The sequence below is a fragment of the Microbacterium sp. NPDC056052 genome, assembly GCF_042266785.1.
Taxonomy (GTDB): domain Bacteria; phylum Actinomycetota; class Actinomycetes; order Actinomycetales; family Microbacteriaceae; genus Microbacterium.
Genome location: NZ_JBHJWV010000006.1, coordinates 168,166 through 189,800 on the forward strand (window position 1 = coordinate 168,166; position 21,635 = coordinate 189,800).

Genomic DNA, 21,635 nt, shown 5'->3' on the forward strand with positions numbered 1-21,635 from the left:
TGAACCTCCGCGACGGGCACGACGACGATGTCGGCCAAGACGACGACGTCCCATGCAAAAGGAGACAGCATGTCCGCAGAATCCTCCCCGGGCTTCACGCCCACAGGAACCATCGCCTCAGCGGCGGACCGGCGGCGGGTGGTCTTCGCCACCGTCATCGGCACCACGGTCGAGTGGTACGACTTCTTCATCTACTCTTCGGCGACTGCGCTCGTGTTCGGTCATCTGTTCTTCTCGCCGTTCGGCAAGGGCTCTGAGCAGATCGTCGCCTTCCTCACGATCGGCATCAGCTTCCTGTTCCGCCCGTTCGGCGCCTTCCTCGCGGGACACTTTGGCGACAAGATCGGCCGGCGGGCCGTGCTCATGATCACCCTGATCCTGATGGGCGCCTCGACCGCGCTCATCGGTCTGCTGCCGACCGCGCAGGCGATCGGCATGGCTGCCCCTATCTTGCTCATCCTGCTGAGGGTGCTGCAGGGCATCTCCGCCGGCGGCGAATGGGGAGGGGCGGTGCTTTTGGCCGTCGAACACGCCCCACGGAAAAAGCGCGGTCTGTTCGGTGCCGCACCGCAGATCGGCGTGCCGCTCGGCCTGCTGCTCGCCAACGGCGTCATGGCTGTGATGACCGCGATCGCCCCGGGAGAGGCCTTCCTCGCCTGGGGTTGGCGCGTGCCGTTCCTGCTCTCGGTCGTGCTCATTCTCGTCGGCTACTACGTCCGCCGCCGCGTCGAAGAGAGTCCGGTCTTCACCGAGATCGCGGAGCGACGCGAGCAGACGAGGGTGCCGATCGTGCAGCTGTTCCGCAAGCACGCACTGCTCGTCCTCATCGCGGCCCTTGTCTTCGCCGGCAACAACGCGGTTGGATACATGACGACCGGTGGCTACATCCAGAACTACGCTACCGACCCGGAGGGGCCGCTCAAGCTCGAGAAGGGGCCGGTGCTCTGGGCCGTCGCGGGATCTGCGGTCACTTGGCTGCTGTTTGCCGCCTTCGGCGGGTGGATCTCGGACCGGATCGGTCGTCGCGCCACCTACATCGCGGGGTGGATCATGCAGCTGATCGGCGTGTTCACGCTGTTCCCGCTCGTCAACCAGGGCAGCATCGGGGCCCTGTTCGCCGGACTCGTGATCCTCACCGTCGGCCTCGGGCTCACCTACGGCCCGCAGGCGGCGCTCTACACCGAGCTGTTCCCGGCATCGATCCGCTTCTCCGGCGTCTCGATCTCGTACGCGATCGGCGCGATCCTCGGCGGTGCCTTCGCGCCCACGATCGCGCAATGGCTCGTGCAGGCCACCGGATCCACCATGGCCGTCACGTGGTATCTCGCGGGCATGACCGTGATCGGCCTCCTCGCGACGCTCCTGCTGCGCGACCGCAGCGGCATCCCGCTTGGGCCGGAGGCTGAGGCCGAGCAGGCTGTCAGTCCGATCCGAGGGCTTTCGCGGGCCTGAGGTCGGTTCTCGCGGGGCCGCTCCGCGCCCGCAACTCCGAAGGTTCCTTGCAGCTCTGCAGGACGATGCGTGTTCGATCGTCCTGCAGAGCTGTGTTCGTCCTGTGGGCTGAGGCTGGTGGTCCGGCTCAGGCCCCGAGCGCGTCGCGGATCGTCGTCGCCGAGCGCTCCAGGCGTGCGGCGATCTCCGCGTCGGTGCGGTCCGTGGCGACGTGCAAGACGGCGATCGCGGCCGGGCGCTGTCCGCGCAGGGCGAGCGGCACCGCCACGGATTGCACGGTGGGGATCACCTCGTCATGGCTCGTGGCGTATCCCGTGGTGCGCACGCCGGCGGCCTCCGCATGCAGCACCGCACCGGCGCCCGCGGGCCACTCCGGCTCGGTGAGCTGGGCGAGGATCGCCTTGCCCGGGGCGCCCACCGTCACCGAGTGCCGCGCGCCGGGGTGCTGGGCGACGCTGGCCACGGCGTGGCGCGGCTCCACGCTCACGAGCGTGATGCATTCCTCGCCGTCGAGCACCGCGAGGAAGCAGGTCATGCCGAGCTCGTTCGCGACGGCGGTGAGCTCGGGGAGCGCTTCGGCCTGCAGGTCGTTCGCGACGCCCGCGGCGAGCGCGGCCATGCGCGCGCCCAGCGCCACGAGGCCCGAGGCGTCCCGCGAGACGAGCCTGTGATCCTCGAGCGTCCGCAGCAGCCGGTAGGCGATCGAGCGGTGCACGCCGAGTGCTGCGGCGATCTCGTCGATCGAGAGCGGTCCGCGCGCATCGGCGAGGACCTCGAGGATCCGGATGCCGCGACTGAGGGTCTGCGAAGCGGGGGCGTCGGCCACGAATACTCCTCGCGTCTTGATCGCTCGCACGACCTCGGATAAGCTGTGTTCAATAGTAGAACGTCATGTTCGAATATAGAACACGATTTGGTGAGAATCAAGAGTTTTCTCGCGAAGCGCACGATCCGCGCACCAGCCCGAACCGAGCCCGACGGCGCCGTCAGGAAGGAATCGACGACGATGCAGTTCCACCACCACGGATACGTGTCCCACGACCCCCGCGTGCTCCCCGCCGCGGGCACGGGCATCGACCGTCCCGCGGACCTCCCCGACACGATGGACGTCCTGATCGTCGGATCCGGCCCCGCCGGCATGCTCCTCGCCGCGCAGATGTCGCAGTACCCGGATGTCACGACGCGGTTGATCGAGAAGCGCGACGGACGCCTCGTGCTCGGCCAGGCGGACGGCATCCAGCCGCGCAGCGTCGAGACGTTCCAGGCGTTCGGCTTCGCCGAGCGGATCATCGCCGAGGCCTACAACATCGGCTGGATGAACTTCTGGGGCCCGGATCCGGAGAACCGGCAGAACATCGTCCGTACCGCGCGCACGGCCGACTACGCCTATGACATCTGCGAGTTCCCGCACCTCATCGTCAACCAGGCGCGCGTGCTCGACTACTTCGCCGAGGCGGCGGCCGACGGCCCGGGCCGGATCCTGCCGGACTACGGCGTGGAGTTCCTCGGCCTCACCGTGCACGAGGAGGGCGAGCATCCCGTCGAGGTGCGGGTGCGCTACTCCGCGGGGGAGCGCGCGGGCGAGGAGCGCACCATTCGCGCGAAGTACGTCGCCGGCTGCGACGGCGCCCGCAGCGGCGTGCGCGAGGCCATCGGCCGCACGCACGTCGGCGCCATGGCGGCGCACGCCTGGGGTGTCATGGACGTCCTGGTCAACACGGACTTCCCGGACTGGCGCACCAAGTGCGCGATCAACGCCGAGGCTGGCAACATCCTGCACATCCCGCGCGAGGGCGGCTACCTCAGCCGCATGTACATCGACCTCGGCGAAGTCGCGGCGGATGACAACCACGCCGTGCGCGCGACGCCGATCGAGTCGATCATCGCGAAGGCGAACGAGATCCTGCACCCCTACGCGATCGACGTGAAGCAGGTCGCCTGGCACAGCGTGTACGAGGTCGGCCACCGCATCACCGACGGCTTCGACGACGTGGATCCCGGATCCGCCGCGGCGCCGCGGGTCTTCCTCACCGGCGACGCCTGCCACACGCACAGCGCCAAGGCGGGGCAGGGCATGAACGTGTCGATGCAGGACGGCTTCAACCTCGGCTGGAAGCTGGGCTCGGTGCTCACCGGGCGCGCCCCCGCCGCGCTGCTGTCGACCTACGGCGCCGAGCGGCAGCCGGTCGCCCAGCAGCTCATCGACTTCGACCGCGAGTGGTCCTCGCTCATGGCGCGCAAGCCGGAGGATATCTCGGATCCGCAGGAGCTGGCGAAGTACTACCTGGCCACGGCCGAGTTCCCCTCGGGTTTCATGACCCGGTACACCTCCTCGATGATCACCGGATCCGACGCGCATCAGGCGCTCGCCGCGGGCTTCCCGCTCGGCAAGCGCTTCAAGAGCGCCGAGGTCGTGCGCGTGTCGGACGGCAACGTCATCCACCTCGGCCACCATGCCAAGGCCGATGGCCGCTGGCGCGTGTATGCGTTCGGCGACGCCTCCGGTGCGGGCCTCGACGCCTGGGCCGCCGCCGCGGCGCCCGTGTTCGCCCGCTTCACCCCGGCTGACGGCGACGTGGACGCGGTGTTCGACGTGAAGGCGGTCTCTCAGCGGTCCTACGAGGATCTCGACGTCACGACCGCGCCCGCGCTGTTCCAGCCGAAGACCGGCCCGCTCGGTCTCACCGACTGGGAGAAGCTGTACGCCGCGGCGCCCTCGCACTGGTCGGCGACGGACATCTTCGCCGAGCGCGAGCTGTCCCGCGACGGCGTCGTGGTGGTGGTCCGCCCGGACCAGTACGTCGCCGCGATCCTGCCGCTCGACGGCGTCGACGAGCTCGCGTCGTTCCTGGAGGGCGCCTTCCTGGAGGTGTGATCAGCGGGCCGGCTGTGCCCGCTCCGGGAGGGCGGTGCCCACCATGTCCCACTATGTGCGGGTGATGTCCCACTTTCGGCTGTGAATCAGGCCGAATCACAGCCGAAAGTGGGACACGGGCGGAAACTCGGTGATGCGATTCAGCCCACGATCCTGGTCGCCCCTCCGGTCACGACGATGCCGCCGGACCCGGGGATCGTGACGGTCAGCAGGCTCGGGCGGCCGACGTGCGCGCCCTGGTGGATCCGCACGACGCGGCCCTCGGGGACGCGGTCGATCGCGCGCAGGTAGGCGCCGGTCGCGGCGGCGGCGGATCCGGTCGCAGGGTCCTCGGTGATCCGCGCGACCGGGAAGATGTTGCGGGCCAGGAACTCGCGGTCCGACAGCGCGTGCAGCACGGTGATCGTGCCGGTCCAGCCCTGAGCGAGCATGAGCTCCGCCACGGGCTCCGGCGCGAACCGGAACTGGTGGAAGATCTCCGGATCCGCCAGCACCAGCACGGGGTGCCAGTTGCCCGCGAACGCCTCCCGCGGCGGGAAGGCCGCATCGAGGTCTTCGGTGCGCAGCGAGAGCAGCTCGAGGGTCTCGTCGAGGACCTGCGGATCCAGCGCGCGCACGGTCGGCTCGACGCTGGTGAACGAGACCTCGACCCCGTCCGCCACGGACGTCGCCGTGATCGCGACCTCGCCGACGGAGGTGTCGAAGACCATCGCCCCTGGCCCCTCGCGCTCGGCGAGGACGACGGCGGTGGCGACCGTCGCGTGCCCGCAGAACGGGACCTCCGCGGCGGGCGACCAGTACCGGATCCGGTGCCGCCGGACGCCGTCGACGGTCGCGGAGGAGAGCAGGAACGCAGTCTCCGGGTATCCCACGTCGGCGGCGATCCGCAGCATCTCGGCGTCGGTCAGCGCGGCGGCGCCGAGGACGATGCCCGCCGGGTTGCCGCCCTCGGGGGCATCGGCGAAGGCGGCGTAGCGGAGGATCTCGGGGCTGGCGCTCATGAGATCGAGCCTAGGACCGCGCCGGGGATCCGGGGGTCGTCCGGACCGCCCGCGGGCTCAGGAGTTCACGCGGATGATCTCCTCCTGGTACGGAGCGATCACGTCGCCCGAGATCCGCAGGTCGAGCACGAGGAAGGGGCGGGAGGACGGATCCTCTGCGGTCCAGGAGGCGAGGCGGTCGAGGTCGGCGAGCGTGCGCACGGCGACCCCCTCCGCGCCCACGGCCGCGGCGAAGGCGGAGAAGTCGACCTGGGGGATGAGCATGGGCTCGCGTGCCAGGCCCTTGAGGCCGTAAAGGTTCACCTCGGCGCCGTAGGCCGCATCGTTCCAGATCACGGCCATGCCCCGGCCGCCGGCGGCGCGGACGGCCGACTCGAGGTCGGCGATCGCCATGAGGCCGCCGCCGTCGCCGGAGGTGAGCACCACGGTCGCCTCCGGGCGGGCGCGCGTGGCGCCGACGACGCTCGGCCAGCCCTGGCCGATCGCCTGGAACGCGGTGCCGATCATCATCATCCGGTCGGGCGACGCGACCGGCCAGTACATGTTCGCCCAGCCGATGAAGTGCCCGCCGTCCGAGACCACGACGCGGTCCTGGGGGAGGAGCTCGGCGATGCGGAGCGCCGCGGAGCGCGGGTCGAGACGGCCGTCGGGCGCGGTCTCGTCACCGGAGTCGTAGACGCGGGCGGCGGCGACGTCGACGCTCTCGCGCCAGCCGGATCCCCCGACGCCCTGCAGCCGCGACACGAGCTCCTCGGCCGCGAGCCTGGCGTCGGCGCGCACGAAGCCGCCGACGTGCGCATGCGTGGCCGCGGGCGCCACGTCGATCTGGAAGACCTGCGTGTCCGGGGCGAACAGCGCGCCGAACCGCATCGTGAACTGGTTGAGCGAGGCGCCGAAGACCACCGCGACGTCGGCCTCGCGGATGAACTCCATCGCGCCCTCGGCGCCGAAGCCGCCGGTCACGCCGACGTCGAAGCGCTGGTCGGGGAACACCCCGCGGCCGAGCGCGGAGGACGCGGTGAGCGCACCGGTCGCGTCGGCCAGCGCGCCGAGGGCCTCACCCGCGCCGGCGAGCCAGGCGCCGCGTCCGGCGAGCAGGAACGGGCGTTTCGCGGAGCGCAGGGCCTCGGCCACGCGGTCGAGCATCCCCTCCGCGAACTCGCCCTTCGGGGCGAGCGGCGCCGGCACGCGCGGGGCAGGGGCGGCGGGCACCTCGCCCGCTTCGAGAGCGGCGACGTCGTAGGGGATCGCCAGGACGACCGGCACCCGGTAGGTGAGGGCGTGCTCGATCGCGATGACCGTGGTGGCGGCCGCGTCGGCCCGGCCCACCGTGTACGTGCGGGCGCCGACGCCCGAGGCGAGGGCGATCTGATCGACGTCCCAGGGGCGCGGACCGCTCGTGGGCTCGTCGCCGACGACCAGCACGAGCGGGATGTGCGCCTGCACCGATTCCGCGAGGCCGGTGAGGGTGTTGGTGAAGCCGGCGCCGTAGGTGCTGGTGGCGGCGGCGATCCGGCCCGAGGCACGGAAGTGCGCGTCGGCGGCGACCACGGCGCCCTGCTCGTGCCGGACGGCGGTGAACGAGGCGTCGGTCTGCTTCTCGATCGCGTCGAGGAAGTAGGCGTTGCCATTGCCCATCACGCCGAAGACGGCGTCGATGTGCTGGGCGAGGGTGAGAGCGACGTGCGCGGAGACGGTGGGCATGCGGAACGGCCTTTCGAGACGACAACGGAACGAGGATCCGTATGTGTCTCGCCGGAGCGCGTCGTCGCGCTGCGGGCTTCGTGCCCCTTTTTCGAGCACCGGCGCGCTGCGCCGGACCTCGGAAGTCTACTCCGTCCTCCCGCGAAACATGCCGTCTTCCCGCCGACTCGGAACGGAAACACGGAGCCGGGATCATACGGCCATGCAGTCACTCTTCCGCGGCTATGCGACCCGAACGGGCGATCTCCCCCCGTCCTCCGCCTGGGACGAGATGTTCCCCGCGGACGCCATCCCCGGCGGGACCGAGGTGCGTCGCCCCTACCGCGAGATGTACCCCGCGCTGGCGGGGATGGACGACGCCGAGCTCCGAGCGCGGACCGAGGCGCTGGCGAGCTCCTACCTCGCGCAGGGGGTCACCTTCGACTTCGCGGGCGAGGAGCGGCCGTTCCCGCTCGATGTCGTGCCGCGGGTCATCGCCGCCGACGACTGGTCGTACGTCGAGCGCGGCGTCGCGCAGCGGGTGCGAGCGCTCGAGGCCTTCCTCACCGACGTCTACGGCTCGTGCAGCGCGGTGGCGGACGGCATCATCCCCGCGTCCCTGATCTCATCCTCGACGCACTACCACCGGCAGGCCTCCGGCATCGTCGGGGCGAACGGGGTGAGGATCCACGTCGCCGGCATTGATGTGATCCGCGATGGTCAGGGTGCCTGGCGCGTACTGGAGGACAACGTGCGCGTGCCGAGCGGGGTGAGCTACGTGCTCGCGAATCGCCGGGTGATGGCGCAGACCCTGCCCGAACTGTTCACGAGTCTGCGCGTACGTCCCGTGGTGGACTACCCGGCCCGCCTGCTGCAGGCCCTGCGGGCCGCGGCGCCGCAGGGGGTGGACGACCCGACCGTGGTCGTGCTCACCCCCGGGGTGCACAACTCCGCGTACTACGAGCACACCCTGCTCGCGCGCATGATGGGTGTCGAGCTCGTCGAGGGCCGAGACCTGTTCTGCGCCGGAGGGCGCGTGTGGATGCACACCACCGCCGGCCCGACCCGTGTCGACGTCATCTACCGCCGGGTCGACGACGAGTTCCTCGATCCGCAGCACTTCCGCCCCGATTCAGTGCTGGGGGCGCCGGGGCTGATGCTCGCCGCGCGTCTGGGCACCGTGACGATCGCGAACGCGGTCGGCAACGGCGTCGCCGATGACAAGCTCGTCTACACCTACGTTCCGGAGCTCATCCGCTACTACCTCGACGAAGATCCGATCCTGCCGAATGTGGATACCTGGCGGCTCTCCGAACCCGACGCCCTCGCCGAGGTGCTCGATCGACTGGACGAGCTGGTCGTCAAACCGGTCGACGGGTCGGGCGGCAAGGGGATCGTGATCGGGCCGGACGCGTCGCGCGAGACCCTGGACCTTCTGCGCCGGCGTCTCCTCGAGGACCCGCGCGGTTGGATCGCGCAGCCCGTCGTGCAGCTGTCCACGATCCCGACGCTGGTCGAAGACGGTTTCCGTCCCCGCCATGCGGATCTGCGCCCGTTCGCGGTGAACGACGGCACCGACATCTGGGTGCTGCCCGGAGGGCTCACCAGGGTCGCGCTGCCCGAGGGGCAGCTGGTGGTGAACTCGAGCCAGGGCGGCGGGTCCAAGGACACCTGGGTGCTGGACCCCTCCCCGCTGATGACCGGAGCGGTCCCCGCGGTCGGCGCCACGGGCGTCGCCGATGCCGCCTCCGATGAGGTGTCGCTGGCGACCAGCGCGATCCCCGTGGTCTCGTCGTCGTCGCTGCGTGCGGACCCGCACACGCCGTTCCTCTCCTCGCCGCAGGACGAGGATCTCGTGGCCCGGCAGCAGCAGCAACAGCAACAGCAACAGCAGCAGGCATCCTCTTCGCCCGAGGCGGAGGGGGCGAGGACGTGCTGAGCCGGATCGCCGAAGCGCTGTTCTGGATCGGCCGCTACGTGGAGCGCGGCGATGGCACCGCGCGGATCCTCGACGTGCATCTGCAGTTGCTGCTGGAGGACCCCTGGGTCGATGAGGACACCGCCTGTCGAGCCCTGCTGTCGGTCATGGGCACGGCGGTCGATGCCGGCACCGCCCTGAGCCGCGAGGACGTGATGAACCTGCTCGCCCTGGATCCGGATCATGCGGCGTCGATCGCGCATTCGATCGGGGCGGCGCGGGAGAACGCGCGGCGGGCCCGCGAGATCATCTCCACGGATCTGTGGGAGACGCTGAACGAGACGAACGCGCGCGTTCCGCGCCGGATCGCCACCGACAAGACCCACCAGTACTTCCGCTGGGTGCGGGACCGCGCGGCGCTCGCGTTCGGTGTCGTCGACTCCTCCACCAGCCGTGACGTGGCCTGGCAGTTCTTCTCCCTCGGCCGGGCGATCGAGCGCGCGGACATGACGGCGCGACTGCTCGCGACCCGCTCGCTCACGGAGGCCGGCGGACCGAGTTGGACGACGCTGCTGCGCAGTTGCGGCGCCTACGAGGCTCATCTGCGCAGCCACCCCGCGGTGCCGACGGCCACCTCGGCGGTCGAGTTCCTGCTGGTGGACCGGCTGTTCCCGCGCTCGGTGCTGGCGAGCATCCTGCACGCGGAGGAGTGCCTGCGCGGCATCGAGCCGAGCGGAGCGTTCCGTGCGCCCGGACGCGCGAGCCAGGTGCTCGGACGGATGCGGTCCGAACTCGAATTCCGACCGATCGGCGACACCGTGCACCGGCTGGCGGAGAGCATGGAAGAGGTGCAGGTGGGCGTCTCGTTGGCGAGCGATGCGATCCGGGAGCAGTACTTCCCCTCGATCGCGATGCCGGTGTGGATCGGAGAGGCGCTGTGAGCCGTCTGCGCATCTCGCACCGTACGGGCTTCCGGTATCCGGAACCGGCGACCGCGTCGTACAACGAGGCGCGGATGCTGCCGCACTCCCAGGAAGGCCAGTTCGTGCTGCAGGCCGCGCTCGCGATCACCCCGGCCGCAACGCAGCACTCCTACTCCGATCACTGGGGCACCAGGGTGTCGACGTTCGAGGTGCTCTCACCGCACCGGGTGCTGGAGGTGACCGCGACGAGCATGGTCGACGTACGGCCGGTCGCGGCGGCCGGCGAGGTCATCACGTGGCAGGAGCTGGCCACGCGGATCCCGCGATCGCTCGCGCTGGCCGAACTGATCGCGCAGACCCCTGCAACCGATCCGGACGAGGAGATGCGGGCCCTCGCTGACCGGATCCGCGCGGACAGGCTCGACGTCGACGAGACCGCGCGCGCGATCTGCCGCGCCGTCGGCGAGGCGATGGAGTACCGAAGCGGAGTCACCGGCGTGCACTCCGTGGCGCGCGACGCCTGGCCCACCCGCTCCGGCGTGTGCCAGGACATCGCGCACATCGCGCTCGGGGTGTTGCGGGCCGCGGGGATTCCGGCGCGCTATGTCTCGGGGTATCTGCACCCCGACCCGACCGCGGTGATCGGAGACGCGGTCGTCGGCGAATCCCACGCGTGGGTGGAGTGGTTCTCCGGGCGGTGGCGCGGCTACGATCCCACGAATCTCGTGGAGATCGGCGAATCGCACGTCCGGGTCGGCCACGGACGGGAGTACGCGGATGTGGCTCCTCTGCGTGGCGTGTACGCGGGCGCGGGCGGCTCGGAGCTGTTCGTCTCGGTGGAGCTGACCCGGCTCGAGTGAGCCGCGCAGCCCGAGTCTCGCGGGTGCCGCGGGGTGTGCCGTGGCACCGGCCTGTGCTCCGCCGCTCACCCCCGCAGCAGTGCGCGGAGGGTCTGGATCGTGTCCGCGTCGGCCGCGGTCTTGTCGGGACGGTAGTGCTTGACACGGGCGAAGCGCAGCGCGATGCCGCCGGGGTAGCGCGGAGAGTGCTGCACCCCGTCGATCGCGATCTCGACGACGACCTCGGGGCGGAGGAACACGGCGGCCCCCGTGCGTCGCGTCTCGTACTCGGGGAAGGTCTCCGTCTGCCAGCGCAGCAGCTCGTCCGTGAGGCCCTTGAAGGTCTTGCCGACCATGACGAACTCTCCCGGTTCACCGAACTCGCCCTCCGGATCCCTGGCTCCGAGGTGCAGATTCGAGAGCCAGCCGCGGCGACGGCCGGATCCCCACTCCGCGGCGAGAACGACGAGGTCGAACGTGAGCACGGGTTTGACCTTCACCCAGGACTTGCCGCGACGGCCGGCGGCGTAGGCGGATCCGATCGCCTTGACCACCACGCCCTCGTGCCCCGCGGCCAGCGCCTCGCGGGACAGGCGCTCGGCGGACTCGGGGTCGCCTGTGACGATCCCGGGCATGCGCCAGGCGCCGGCCACCCGCTCGAGCTCCGCGAGGCGCACCGCGAGCGGCTCGTCGAGGAGGTCGCGGCCGTCGACGTGCAGCAGATCGAAGAACCACGGCCGCAGCACGAGCTCACGTGCGGCGTCGGCGCCGAACCGCGACATGGTCTGCGAGAACGGACGGGGCCCGCCGTCCTCGTCGAGCGACAGCGTCTCGCCGTCGAGGATGAGGTCGCGCGCGGGCAGCGCGCGCACGGTCTCGACGATCTCGGGGAGCCGGTGCGTCACGTCGGCGAGGCTGCGCGTGAAGATGCGGACGTCGTCGCCGTGGCGGTGCACCTGGATGCGCGCGCCGTCGAGCTTGTACTCCACCGAGGCCTCGCCGGTGATCTCCAGCGCCGCGCTCGGAGTCGCGGCGCTCGCGGCGAGCATCGGCAGCACCGGGCGGCCCACGGCGAGCCCTACGGCGTCCAGGTCCTCCGCGGTGCCGGTGAGGGCGATGAGTGCGGTCGCGCCGAGGTCGCCGGAGAGCATCGCCGCCCGACGGACGGTGGCAGCAGAGCGGTCCGAGGCGCGGGCGATCGCGTCGAGCAGCACGCCCGCGAGCGCGCCCGTGCGCAGTTCCCCGAGCATCGCCCGCGCGAGGAAGTCCCATTCCTCCGCCGTGGCGCGGGCGGCCAGCCCTGCGAGGAGGGCGGAGCGCGCGGCGGCGGATCCGGATCCCGCCACTGCGGCGAGGTCGTCGAGTGCACGGTCGACGTCGGCGACGGTCAGGGACGGCTCCTCGGCGGGCCTTGCCTCGACCGCGGTGATCCCGCGCCAGCCGACACCGAGCCTGCCCTGCCGCGGCGAGGCCAGGAGCAAGCCGACGAGCGGCGCGAGCTCGTCGGGCTCGGCCCTCTGGAGCAACCGCGCCAGCACCTCGATCTTGGCCAGGCGCGACGAGGTGGCGGCGGCCTCTCCGGTCGCGATGACGAGCGCGCTGAGCCTCATGACGGCATTGTCGCACCGGGTTCCGACATCGCGATGTCCGCGGAACAGGGCAGGGTGGAAGCATGACGTCGAACACAGCCACCGCCGGGATCAGGGATCGGGCGCTCGAAGCCCTGCGCGCGCTCGTGGGCCGCCCCGATGCGGTGTTCCACGACGGGCAGTTCGAGGCGATCGAGGCGCTGGTGGCCGACCGCCGCAGGGCGCTCGTCGTGCAGCGGACCGGATGGGGCAAGTCCGCCGTGTACTTCGTCGCGACCCTGCTCCTGCGTCAGGCCGGCGCAGGACCGACCGTGCTGGTGTCGCCGCTGCTGGCTCTCATGCGCGACCAGATCGGCGCTGCGGAACGCGCGGGTGTGCGTGCGGTCGCGATCAACTCGACCAACGCGCACGAATGGGCCGATGTGCTCGAGCAGCTCGACCGCGATGAGGTCGACGTGCTGCTGGTCTCGCCGGAGCGGCTCAACAACCCCTCGTTCCGCGAGCAGCAGCTGCCGGCCCTCGTGCGCCGGATCGGCATGCTCGTGGTCGACGAGGCGCACTGCATCAGCGACTGGGGGCACGACTTCCGTCCCGACTACCGGCGGCTGCGCGACCTGATCGCGCAGATGCCGTCCGACGTGCCGGTGCTCGCGACCACCGCGACCGCGAACAGCCGGGTGGTGGCCGATGTCGCCGAGCAGCTGGGCACGAGCGGCGTGCACACGGACGGCGAACCGACCGGATCCGGATCCGAGGTGCTCACGATCCGCGGGCCGCTCGCGAGGTCGTCGCTGCGGCTGGGGGTCCTGCGCCTGCCGGATGCGACGAGCAGGCTCGCCTGGCTGCTCAGCCACCTCGACGACCTTCCGGGATCCGGCATCATCTACACGCTGACGGTGGCCGCCGCGGTCGACACGGCACGGCTGCTGCGCGAACGCGGGCACGAGGTCCGCGCATACACGGGCCAGACGGATCCGGATGAGCGCGCCGAATCCGAGAGCATGCTGAAGCGCAACGAGGTCAAGGCGCTGGTCGCGACGAGCGCACTCGGGATGGGCTTCGACAAGCCGGATCTGGGCTTCGTCCTGCACCTGGGCGCCCCGTCGTCGCCGGTCGCGTACTACCAGCAGGTCGGTCGCGCGGGGCGCGCGAGCGAGAGCGCCGACGTGCTGCTGCTGCCAGGTGCGGAGGACCGCGACATCTGGCACTATTTCGCGACCGCGTCGATGCCGGACCGGGAGCGCGCCGAGCGCGTGATCGCGGCGCTCGGCGACCAGCCGGTCTCGACGCCGGCGCTCGAGGCGATCGTCGACATCCGGCGCACGCCGCTCGAGCTGCTGCTGAAGGTACTCGACGTGGACGGCGCGGTGCGGCGGGTGCAGGGCGGGTGGATCGCGACGGGGGAACCGTGGACCTACGACGCCGAGCGCTATGGGCGGATCGCCGCGGAGCGCCTCGCCGAGCAGCAGCACATGGTGGAGTACGAGCAGACCCGCGGGTGCCGTATGGAGTTCCTGCAGCGCACGCTCGATGACGCCACCGCGGTGCCCTGCGGACGGTGCGACAACTGTGCGGGCGTCTGGTTCCCGACGGAGGTCGGATCCGCTGCGGCGGCCGCCGCCACGACGTCGCTCGACCGGGTGGGGGTGCCGATCGAGCCGCGTCGCGCCTGGCCGACCGGGGCGGACCGCCTCGGTGTGCCGGTGAAGGGGCGCATCGATGCGGCCGAGCAGGCCGGCGAGGGGCGCGCGCTCGCGCGGCTCACCGACCTGGGCTGGGGCGGCACGATGCGGGAGCTGTTCGCGCCCGGCGCCGCCGATGGACCGGTGTCCCCGTCGGTGCTCGCCGCCTGCGTGCGCGTGCTGGCCGGATGGGGGTGGGCGGAGCGCCCCGCCGCGGTCGTCGCGATGCCGTCGCGATCGAGGCCCCAGCTCGTCGCATCGCTGGCGCAAGGGCTCGCGAGCATCGGCCGGCTGCCGTATCTCGGCGAGCTCGGCCTCGCCGAGGGCGGGCCGACCGGCGGCCCAGGCGGCAACAGCGTCTTCCGTCTCGCAGGGGTCTGGGATCGCCTCAGCGCGGACGGCATCGATGTCCCCGCGGGCCCCGTGCTCCTCGTGGACGACCTGGCCGACAGCCGGTGGACGCTCACCGTCGCCGCCCGCCTCCTTCGCCGGGCGGGCGCGACCGACGTCCTGCCGTTCGTGCTCGCACTGCGGGGCTGAAGTCCTCGCCGACGGGCTCTCGCCCGGTCCCGTGCAGAGGCGGATCCGCCGGCCCCACCCGAGAGGCGCGACTCAGCGCACCCGGCCGAAGGCGCGGGCGGGGTGCTCCAGGAGCTCCATGACGCGGCGCAGGAACGAGGCGGCATAGCCGCCGTCGCAGACGCGATGGTCGAAGACCAGCGAGAGCTGCGCGATGCGCCGGGCCACGATCGCGCCGTCCACGACCCAGGGGCGCTCGATCATCCGGCCGATGCCGAGGATCGCGACGTCGGGGTGGTTGATGATCGCGGCGGATCCGTCCACGCCCAGCCCGCCGTAGTTGTTGAGCGTGAAGGTGGATCCGCGCAGCCGCTCCGGTGGCATGGATCCGGCACGGGCGGTCGCCGCGAGCTCGCGCAGCGCCGCGTCGAGCTCGTCGACGCTGAGCTCGTGCGCCCGCGGGATCACCGGCACCATGAGGCCGCGCTCGGTGTCGGCCGCGACGCCGAGGTTCACGCCGTCGAACGAGAGGATCTCGCCCGCGTCGTCGCTGAGCCGCGAGGCCAGCAGCGGGTGCTCCGCGAGCGCGATCAGCACGAACCGCGCCACGAGGGCCGTGACGGAGGGGGCCCTGCCGCCTTCCGGTGCCATGGCGGCGCGGAGGTTCCAGAGCTCGGTGACGTCGACGTCCACCCAGACCGTGGCCTCGGGGATCTCGGAGCGGCTGCGGGTGAGCTTCGCGCTCACCGCTTTGCGCAGCGGCGACATGCGTGCGCGGGAAGTGACGGCGAGACCGTCGACTGTTCCCCCGACGCTCTCGGCGGTCCTGGGCGCTGAAGCGGGAGCACCGCCCGGGGAGGTGAGCGTGTGCAGCGACATCCCGTCCACCGCCTGGTCCACGGCCGCGCGCAGCACGTCGGCACGGGTGACGGCGCCGTCGGATCCGGTGGGGCTGATCCGACGCACGTCGACACCGAGATCCCGCGCGAGCCGGCGGACGAGCGGGGAGCGCACCGCGACCGGGCCGTCCTTCGTCTCGCTGCGCTCGCTCAGGAACCGGTCCGGGGACGGGGACGTCGGTGCGGGAGGCTCCTCGGGTGCGGCGTTTCGTCTCGGTCGCGGCGGCGCCGCGTCCTCGCTCAACGGCCCCAGGGGGCGGCCGGCCGTGCGGCGTGCGCGGCGGCGGCCCGATCCGGCGCGTTCGGTCGTGCCGTAGCCGATCAGCACGTTGCCGGATCCGGATCCCGCCCGCTCCTCGGCGCGATAGGCCTCCTTCTCGACGTCGCCGCCCGTCGCTGCTTCGGCGGCGGGAGCGGCCGGATCCGCCGGAGCCGCGACAGCATCGGGATCCGCGACCTCGAGCACCGGGGCGCCGACGTCGATCGTGTCGCCGGGCTCGCCGTGCAGCGCGAGGACCACGCCGGCATACGGCGAGGGCAGCTCGACCACGCTCTTCGCGGTCTCGACCTCGGCGATGGGCTGGTCGGTGCGGATCGTGTCGCCGACCTGCACCAGCCACTGCACGAGACCGGCCTCGGTGAGGCCCTCGCCGAGATCCGGCAGGCGGAAGACCCTGGTCGTCGCGGTGGTCATGCTTCTTCTCCGTGCTCGTCGAGCCAGTGCAGCGTGTCGATCGCGTCGAGCACGCGGTCGGCGTCGGGCAGGTACCAGTGCTCGAACTTCGGCGGGGCGAACGGGGTGTCGAAGCCGGTGACCTTGCGCACGGGCGCCTCCAGGAACTCGAAGCAGCGCTCGAACACCCTGGACTGGATCTCGCTGGCCACGCTCGCGTAGCCCGGCGCCTCGGCGACGACCACGGCGCGGCCGGTCGATCGCACCGCGGCGGTGATCGTGGCGTCGTCGATCGGGGTGAGCGTCCGCACGTCGACGACCTGTACGCTGCGCCCTTCGGCGGCCGCGATCCCCGCGGCCTCGAGGCACGTCGCCACCGAGGACCCGTAGGAGATGAGCGTCACGTCGGTGCCTTCGCGGGCGATGCGGGCGGATCCGATCGAGCCGGTGATCGACGTGTCGACCTCGCCCTTCGTCCAGTACAGCTTCTTCGGCTCGAGGAAGATCACCGGATCCGGCGACGTGATCGCGGCGCGCAGCAGCGAGTACGCGTCCTGCGGGCTGGACGGGCACACCACGGTCAGACCCGGTGTGTGCGCATAGTAGGCCTCGGAGGAGTCGCAGTGGTGCTCGACGCCGCCGATGCCGCCGCCCGTGGGGATGCGGATCACCATCGGCATGGGCAGGGCGCCGCGGGTGCGGTTGCCGAGCTTGGCGACGTGGCTGACGACCTGCTCGAAGGCGGGCAGCGCGAACGCGTCGAACTGCATCTCGATCACGGGACGCATGCCGTTCATCGCCATACCGACCGCGGTGCCGACGATGCCGGACTCCGCGAGCGGCGTGTCGAAGCAGCGGTCCTCGCCGTAGCGCGCGGTGAGGCCGTCGGTGATGCGGAAGACCCCGCCGAGGGCTCCGACGTCCTCGCCGAAGACGATGACGTCGGGATCGGCCTCGATGGCGTCGGCGAGGGCGCGGTTGAGCGCCGCCGCCATCGTCATGGTCTGCACGGTCGACGCGGTCCGGTCCTCGGGGTGCGCGGCGTCCACGCGGACGCCCTCGTGGGCGATGGTCATCGGATGCCTCCTTCGGGGGCGGATGCTTCGGGAGCGGATCCGGAGCGCTCCAGCTCGTCGCGCAGCTGGAGCCACTGCTCCTGCAGCTGCGGCGACCGGGTGCTGCGCACGAACCGGAACAGGTCTTCCGGATCGAGGTCGGTGTCGGTGTTCAGGGCGTCGCGGAGCGCGGCGGCGATGGTCTCGGCGCCCTCCGCGAGCTCCTGCTCGCGCGCCGCGTCGAGCAGACCCCGCGCGGTGAGATGCGCGCGCAGGCGCGCCAGAGGATCCTTCTCCGCCCAGGCCTGCACCTCGGCGCGCTCGCGGTAGCGGGTGTCGTCATCGGCGTTCGTGTGCGCCTGCATCCGATAGGTGTGCGCCTCGACGAGGGTCGGGCCCCCTCCCGCCCGCGCGCGGTCCACGGCCTCGCCGAGCACCGCGAGGAGCGCCGCCACGTCGTTGCCGTCCACGCGCTGGCCGGGCATGCCGTAGCCGATCGCCTTGTGCGCGAGCGAGGGGGCGGCAGTCTGCCGCGAGAGCGGCACCGAGATCGCGAACTCGTTGTTCTGCACGAAGAACACGACCGGCACGTGGAACACGGCGGCGAAGTTCAGCGCCTCATGGAAGTCGCCCTCGCTCGTGGATCCGTCGCCGCACATCGCGAGCACGACCGTGTCCTCGCCGCGGTGCTTCGCGGCCTGGGCGAAGCCGACCGCGTGCAGCAGCTGCGTCGCGAGGGGCGTGGTCTGCGGCGCCACGTGGTGCTCGTGCGGGTCGTAGCCGGAGTGCCAGTCGCCCTTCAGCAGCACCATGGCGTCGGCGGGGGAGACGCCCCGGGCGATCACCGAGACCGAGTCGCGGTACGTCGGGAACAGCCAGTCCTGCGCGCCGAGCACGAGCGACGCCGCGATCTGGCAGGCCTCCTGGCCGTGCGAGGAAGGGTAGACGGCGAGGCGCCCCTGCCGGACCAGGGCGTTCGCCTGATCGTTGATCCGGCGCCCCTCGACGAGTCCGCGGTAGGCGCGTCCGAGGAGCTCGTCCGCGGGCATCGGATAGGCGTCGTCGAGGCGCGAGGAGCCGGTCTCATCGATGAGCCGCACCGGCTCGTCGCGGGGGAGCAGATCGCGCGGATCCGCACCGTCGCGCGGGTGGCTCGTGGCAGGCATCGTGTGCTGCATCGGGTCCGCCTTCCTTGCCGAACGTGATGCCTCCAGTGTGCGTCCGTGAATGCAGTCGTCCAACAGGATCCGGGCGAATCTGGACGATTGCAGAGAAAGCGCGCCAGAATGGTGCAGAGTGTCAGCGAATCAGGAGAGGGAAGGCGCACGTATGGCGGAGCTGGATGACATCGACCTGGCGATCCTCGGTGAACTGCGCCGCGACGCGCGCGTGTCCATGACGGCGATCGCCGAGACCGTGCACATCTCGCGGGCGGGTGCGCACGCGCGCATCAAGAGGCTGACCGACGCCGGGGTCATCACCGGATACACCGTGCGCACGGATCCGGTGCTGCTCGGCCACCACGCATCGGCCTACGTCATGCTCGCGCTCGAGCAGCCGGCCTGGCAGGAGGTGCAGGAGCAGCTGCAGCGGATCCCCGAGGTCGAGCACATGGCCCTCGTCGGCGGGGACTTCGATGTGATCCTGCTGGTGAGGGCCAGCGATGCGCGCGACCTCCGCCGGATCGTGCTCGAGGACATCCAGGCCATCTCCGCGGTCCGTTCGACCCGCACCACGCTGATCTTCGAGGACTTCGGCCGGAACTGACAAGGATCCTGCGGGGATCCGCGTACCCGGCAGGGGGATCCGCACGGCAGAATGGATCCATGACGGATGCGGTGATCGAGCGCGAAGTGCTCACCTGGGATGGTTTCGGCGAGGCGATGCGGGATCTGGCCCGCGACATCCTCGATTCGGGCTTCGAGACCGAGGTGGTCGTCGCGATCGCCCGGGGCGGGCTGCTGCCGGCCGGCGCCATCGCGTACGGGCTCGGGGCGAAGAACTGCGGCGCGATCAACGTCGAGTTCTACACGGGCATCGGCACGGTGCTGGACGCCCCGGAGGTGATCCCGCCGGCGCTCGACATGGACTACCTGAACGGTCGTCGCGTGCTGCTCGTCGACGACGTGGCCGACTCCGGGCGCACCCTCGCGCTCGCCGTGGAGCTGCTGCGCGAGAAGGGCGCCGACGTGCGCTCGGTCACGATCTATACCAAGCCCACCACGATCATCCAGCCCGACTACGCCTGGAAGGACACCGATCGCTGGATCGACTTCCCGTGGTCGGCCAAGGGCACGGTCCGCGAAGAGGACCTGGGCCTTCCCCCCACCGCCTGACCGCGAGACTGCAACTCCGCGACGAGAATGCGCTTCGCGCCCGCTGTCTCGTCGCCCAGATGCAGTCTCGCGGAGGGTGCCGCGGGGGCGGCTGCGCGGCGGGGAGGGGTCAGTCGTCGGGGGGAGCGATGCGCGGGGGCCAGGCCGAGACGCCGAGCTCGCGCGAGATGTTGCGCGCGGTGTCGCGGAGCGCGTGCAGCGCGGCGTCGGGCGCGGGGCCGTCGGCCGTGGGGTACACCACGGCGACCGCCGCCACGATGTCGCCGCGGGCATCCGCGACGGGGGCGGCCAGGGACGACTCGCCGAGCACCGCCTCGTCGACCTCCGCCGCGTAGCCGTGCTCGGCGATCGCAGGCAGGGCCGCGGCGAGCACCGCGGGATCCGTGACGGTGTCGCCCGTGAGGCTCGCGAGCGGATCCGCGAACACCGCGCGCTGGAAGCCGAGGTCGTGCGCGAGCAGCACCTTGCCCATGGCCGAGGCGTGCGCCGGCAGCGCCGCCCCGGTCTCCAGCATCTGCGGGCTGTCGTCGGGCCGCAGCGTGTGGTGGATCACCAGCACCTCGGCGAAATGCGGGGCGCCGAGCCGCACGGCCATCCCGGTGCGCCGCGCGAGCTCCTGCGTCCAGCGCATCGAGCGCGCCCGCACGTCGAGGGAGTCGAGGTAGACGCTGCTGAGCTTCAGCAGCGTGGGGCCGAGCATGTACCGCTGTCCGCCGCGCTCCTTCGCGACGAGGCCGTGCTCGCGCAGGGACGACACGATCCCGTGCACGGTCGACGGCGGCAGCTGCAGCGCCGTCGCCAGGTCCGTGATGCCGAGATGGCGGGATCCCTGCAGCAGTTCGAGCACCTTCGCGGCGCGATCGATCGCCTGGATCATCGGTGCTGCTCCCTCCTCGACGGCGGTGGCGACGGCGGTGCGGATCCGGCCGCCCGATGCCTTGACAATCCGACGACCTCATCGCATATTCGACATTAACGAAAAGTACTCCGATTCTGGAGTGCTGTCGCCCCCGGGCGCAAGAGGCCCCGTCCTCCGCGTCGTGGCATGCCCCGGAAGGCGGATCCGTCGGGATCCCGCGGCCGCGGAGTGCTGGTCGGACGACAACGGTGCTGGTGGAACTGCAACAAGGAGGTCGCAGGATGAAGAAGCTCATCAATGCCCCGGAGGACGTGCTCGCAGAGTCGCTGCGCGGGCTCGCGCTCGCGCATCCGGAGCTCGACGTCGACATGGCGAACCGGGTGATCCTGCGCCGGGAGCGGAAGGCGGAGGGCAAGGTCGCGCTGCTGAGCGGCGGCGGATCCGGTCACGAGCCGTTGCACGGCGGGTTCGTCGGGACGGGCATGCTCGACGCGGCGTGCGCCGGCGAGGTCTTCACCTCTCCGACGCCGGACCAGATGCAGGCCGCGACGAAGGCGATCGACCGCGGCGCGGGCGTGCTGCACATCGTGAAGAACTACACCGGCGACGTGATGAACTTCGAGATGGGCGCCGAGCTCGCCGCGATGGACGGCATCGAGGTGCGCTCGGTCGTGGTGGACGACGACGTCGCCGTGCAGGACTCGCTCTACACGGCGGGCCGCCGCGGCGTCGGCCTCACGGTGCTGCTCGAGAAGATCGTGGGCGCCGCCGCCGAGGAGGGGCAGGACCTCGCCGCCGTCGCCGACCTCGCGGAGCGCGTGAACGGCCAGGGACGGTCCATGGGCATGGCGCTGACCAGCTGCACCGTGCCGGCGGCGGGCAAGCCCACGTTCGACCTGCCCGAGGACCAGATGGAGATCGGCATCGGCATCCACGGAGAACCCGGCCGGCACCGCGTTCCGCTCTCGCCCGCCAAGGACATCGCGGCGCAGCTCGTCGAGCCGATCCTCGCCGACATGGACTTCACCGGATCCCCGGCGATCGTGATGGTCAACGGCATGGGGGCGTCGCCGCTCATCGAGCTGTACCTGATGTACGGGGAGGTCGCGGCGCTCCTGGAGAAGGCCGGCGTGACGATCGCCCGCAACCTCGTCGGCAACTACATCACGTCGCTGGACATGGCCGGCTGTTCGGTCACCGTGCTCAAGGCCGACGACGAGCTGATCCGGCTGTGGGACGCGCCCGTCGTGACCCCGGGCCTGCGCTGGGGCGCCTGACCCCCGCTGACACCGCTCCGTCGCAGAAGCTGCCGGAATCCGGATCCGAGAACGG

17 protein-coding genes are annotated in these 21,635 nt (G+C 71.4%); 9 read left to right on the plus strand and 8 right to left on the minus strand.

Annotation, left to right across the window (positions count from 1 at the left end; genetic code table 11):
* Positions 1-69 precede the first annotated feature (69 nt).
* Positions 70-1,452 (plus strand): MFS transporter, encoded by a 1,383-nt coding sequence (locus tag ACFC1J_RS13115; protein ID WP_375906635.1) that lies wholly within the window; start codon positions 70-72, stop codon positions 1,450-1,452.
* A gap of 127 nt (positions 1,453-1,579) precedes the next feature.
* Here the strand turns inward: ACFC1J_RS13115 and ACFC1J_RS13120 are convergent, their stop codons facing one another.
* Positions 1,580-2,278, minus strand: a complete 699-nt coding sequence (locus tag ACFC1J_RS13120) for an IclR family transcriptional regulator (RefSeq protein ID WP_375906638.1) — start codon at positions 2,276-2,278, stop codon at positions 1,580-1,582.
* 180 nt (positions 2,279-2,458) lie between these two features.
* On the opposite strand from ACFC1J_RS13120, the gene ACFC1J_RS13125 reads away from it, so the two are divergent.
* Entirely contained in the window at positions 2,459-4,327 is a 1,869-nt protein-coding gene (locus ACFC1J_RS13125; protein ID WP_375906641.1) for an FAD-dependent monooxygenase, read from the plus strand.
* Positions 4,328-4,467: 140 nt separating this feature from the next.
* Here the strand turns inward: ACFC1J_RS13125 and ACFC1J_RS13130 are convergent, their stop codons facing one another.
* Complete coding sequence (locus ACFC1J_RS13130; RefSeq protein WP_375906644.1) at positions 4,468-5,328, minus strand: PhzF family phenazine biosynthesis protein; 861 nt, start codon at positions 5,326-5,328, stop codon at positions 4,468-4,470.
* A gap of 57 nt (positions 5,329-5,385) precedes the next feature.
* Positions 5,386-7,032: a thiamine pyrophosphate-binding protein gene (locus tag ACFC1J_RS13135; RefSeq protein ID WP_375906647.1), complete on the minus strand. Its 1,647-nt coding sequence runs from the start codon at positions 7,030-7,032 to the stop codon at positions 5,386-5,388.
* A 202-nt stretch (positions 7,033-7,234) separates the two neighbouring features.
* Here ACFC1J_RS13135 and ACFC1J_RS13140 point away from each other — a divergent pair, with 202 nt between their 5' ends.
* The 3 genes from ACFC1J_RS13140 to ACFC1J_RS13150 are packed head-to-tail and all read left to right on the plus strand — an operon-like array spanning position 7,235 to position 10,712.
* Complete coding sequence (locus ACFC1J_RS13140; protein ID WP_375906650.1) at positions 7,235-8,950, plus strand: circularly permuted type 2 ATP-grasp protein; 1,716 nt, start codon at positions 7,235-7,237, stop codon at positions 8,948-8,950.
* Complete coding sequence (locus tag ACFC1J_RS13145) at positions 8,944-9,870, plus strand: alpha-E domain-containing protein (RefSeq protein WP_375906653.1); 927 nt, start codon at positions 8,944-8,946, stop codon at positions 9,868-9,870. Before ACFC1J_RS13140 ends, ACFC1J_RS13145 begins: the two co-directional genes overlap by 7 nt.
* The gene (locus tag ACFC1J_RS13150) at positions 9,867-10,712 is read left to right on the plus strand and encodes a transglutaminase N-terminal domain-containing protein (RefSeq protein WP_375906656.1); all 846 of its coding nucleotides are present in this window, start codon (positions 9,867-9,869) and stop codon (positions 10,710-10,712) included. The genes ACFC1J_RS13145 and ACFC1J_RS13150 overlap by 4 nt, the downstream gene beginning before the upstream one ends.
* A 65-nt stretch (positions 10,713-10,777) precedes the next feature.
* Here the strand turns inward: ACFC1J_RS13150 and ACFC1J_RS13155 are convergent, their stop codons facing one another.
* Entirely contained in the window at positions 10,778-12,301 is a 1,524-nt protein-coding gene (locus tag ACFC1J_RS13155) for an ATP-dependent DNA ligase (protein ID WP_375906659.1), read from the minus strand.
* Between the two features lie 62 nt (positions 12,302-12,363).
* Here ACFC1J_RS13155 and ACFC1J_RS13160 point away from each other — a divergent pair, with 62 nt between their 5' ends.
* Entirely contained in the window at positions 12,364-14,502 is a 2,139-nt protein-coding gene (locus ACFC1J_RS13160) for a DEAD/DEAH box helicase (RefSeq protein WP_375906662.1), read from the plus strand.
* Positions 14,503-14,574: 72 nt separating this feature from the next.
* On the opposite strand, the gene ACFC1J_RS13165 is transcribed toward ACFC1J_RS13160, so the two are convergent.
* The 3 genes from ACFC1J_RS13165 to ACFC1J_RS13175 are packed head-to-tail and all read right to left on the minus strand — an operon-like array spanning position 14,575 to position 18,286.
* Entirely contained in the window at positions 14,575-16,074 is a 1,500-nt protein-coding gene (locus tag ACFC1J_RS13165) for a dihydrolipoamide acetyltransferase family protein (RefSeq protein WP_375906665.1), read from the minus strand.
* Positions 16,071-17,129, minus strand: coding sequence for an alpha-ketoacid dehydrogenase subunit beta (locus ACFC1J_RS13170; RefSeq protein WP_375906668.1), 1,059 nt, complete (start codon positions 17,127-17,129; stop codon positions 16,071-16,073). The genes ACFC1J_RS13165 and ACFC1J_RS13170 overlap by 4 nt, the downstream gene beginning before the upstream one ends.
* On the minus strand, positions 17,126-18,286 hold the full coding sequence (locus ACFC1J_RS13175; RefSeq protein ID WP_375906671.1) for a thiamine pyrophosphate-dependent enzyme: 1,161 nt from the start codon (positions 18,284-18,286) through the stop codon (positions 17,126-17,128). Before ACFC1J_RS13175 ends, ACFC1J_RS13170 begins: the two co-directional genes overlap by 4 nt.
* A 151-nt stretch (positions 18,287-18,437) precedes the next feature.
* Here ACFC1J_RS13175 and ACFC1J_RS13180 point away from each other — a divergent pair, with 151 nt between their 5' ends.
* Both ACFC1J_RS13180 and ACFC1J_RS13185 read left to right on the plus strand, forming a co-directional pair.
* Positions 18,438-18,875, plus strand: a complete 438-nt coding sequence (locus ACFC1J_RS13180) for an Lrp/AsnC family transcriptional regulator (RefSeq protein WP_292722849.1) — start codon at positions 18,438-18,440, stop codon at positions 18,873-18,875.
* A gap of 59 nt (positions 18,876-18,934) precedes the next feature.
* Positions 18,935-19,444: a phosphoribosyltransferase gene (locus ACFC1J_RS13185; protein ID WP_292722846.1), complete on the plus strand. Its 510-nt coding sequence runs from the start codon at positions 18,935-18,937 to the stop codon at positions 19,442-19,444.
* Positions 19,445-19,553: 109 nt separating this feature from the next.
* Here ACFC1J_RS13185 and ACFC1J_RS13190 read toward each other — a convergent pair whose 3' ends face one another.
* Positions 19,554-20,321: an IclR family transcriptional regulator gene (locus ACFC1J_RS13190; protein WP_375906675.1), complete on the minus strand. Its 768-nt coding sequence runs from the start codon at positions 20,319-20,321 to the stop codon at positions 19,554-19,556.
* A gap of 263 nt (positions 20,322-20,584) precedes the next feature.
* Here ACFC1J_RS13190 and dhaK point away from each other — a divergent pair, with 263 nt between their 5' ends.
* Positions 20,585-21,580 carry a dihydroxyacetone kinase subunit DhaK gene (dhaK, locus tag ACFC1J_RS13195; protein WP_375906679.1) on the plus strand — a complete coding sequence of 332 codons (996 nt, stop codon included), beginning with the start codon at positions 20,585-20,587 and terminating at the stop codon, positions 21,578-21,580.
* Positions 21,581-21,635 lie beyond the last annotated feature (55 nt).

What these genes read in the sequence shown, in the direction of transcription:
- ACFC1J_RS13115 (WP_375906635.1), top strand. Translation starts at nt 70, where the DNA reads ATGTCCGCAGAATCCTCCCCGGGCTTCACGCCCACAGGAACCATCGCC.
- ACFC1J_RS13125 (WP_375906641.1), top strand. Translation starts at nt 2,459, where the DNA reads ATGCAGTTCCACCACCACGGATACGTGTCCCACGACCCCCGCGTGCTC.
- ACFC1J_RS13130 (WP_375906644.1), bottom strand. Translation starts at nt 5,328, where the DNA reads ATGAGCGCCAGCCCCGAGATCCTCCGCTACGCCGCCTTCGCCGATGCC.
- ACFC1J_RS13135 (WP_375906647.1), bottom strand. Translation starts at nt 7,032, where the DNA reads ATGCCCACCGTCTCCGCGCACGTCGCTCTCACCCTCGCCCAGCACATC.
- ACFC1J_RS13140 (WP_375906650.1), top strand. Translation starts at nt 7,235, where the DNA reads ATGCAGTCACTCTTCCGCGGCTATGCGACCCGAACGGGCGATCTCCCC.
- ACFC1J_RS13155 (WP_375906659.1), bottom strand. Translation starts at nt 12,301, where the DNA reads ATGAGGCTCAGCGCGCTCGTCATCGCGACCGGAGAGGCCGCCGCCACC.
- ACFC1J_RS13160 (WP_375906662.1), top strand. Translation starts at nt 12,364, where the DNA reads ATGACGTCGAACACAGCCACCGCCGGGATCAGGGATCGGGCGCTCGAA.
- ACFC1J_RS13165 (WP_375906665.1), bottom strand. Translation starts at nt 16,074, where the DNA reads ATGACCACCGCGACGACCAGGGTCTTCCGCCTGCCGGATCTCGGCGAG.
- ACFC1J_RS13170 (WP_375906668.1), bottom strand. Translation starts at nt 17,129, where the DNA reads ATGACCATCGCCCACGAGGGCGTCCGCGTGGACGCCGCGCACCCCGAG.
- ACFC1J_RS13175 (WP_375906671.1), bottom strand. Translation starts at nt 18,286, where the DNA reads ATGCAGCACACGATGCCTGCCACGAGCCACCCGCGCGACGGTGCGGAT.
- ACFC1J_RS13180 (WP_292722849.1), top strand. Translation starts at nt 18,438, where the DNA reads ATGGCGGAGCTGGATGACATCGACCTGGCGATCCTCGGTGAACTGCGC.
- ACFC1J_RS13185 (WP_292722846.1), top strand. Translation starts at nt 18,935, where the DNA reads ATGACGGATGCGGTGATCGAGCGCGAAGTGCTCACCTGGGATGGTTTC.
- ACFC1J_RS13190 (WP_375906675.1), bottom strand. Translation starts at nt 20,321, where the DNA reads ATGATCCAGGCGATCGATCGCGCCGCGAAGGTGCTCGAACTGCTGCAG.
- dhaK (WP_375906679.1), top strand. Translation starts at nt 20,585, where the DNA reads ATGAAGAAGCTCATCAATGCCCCGGAGGACGTGCTCGCAGAGTCGCTG.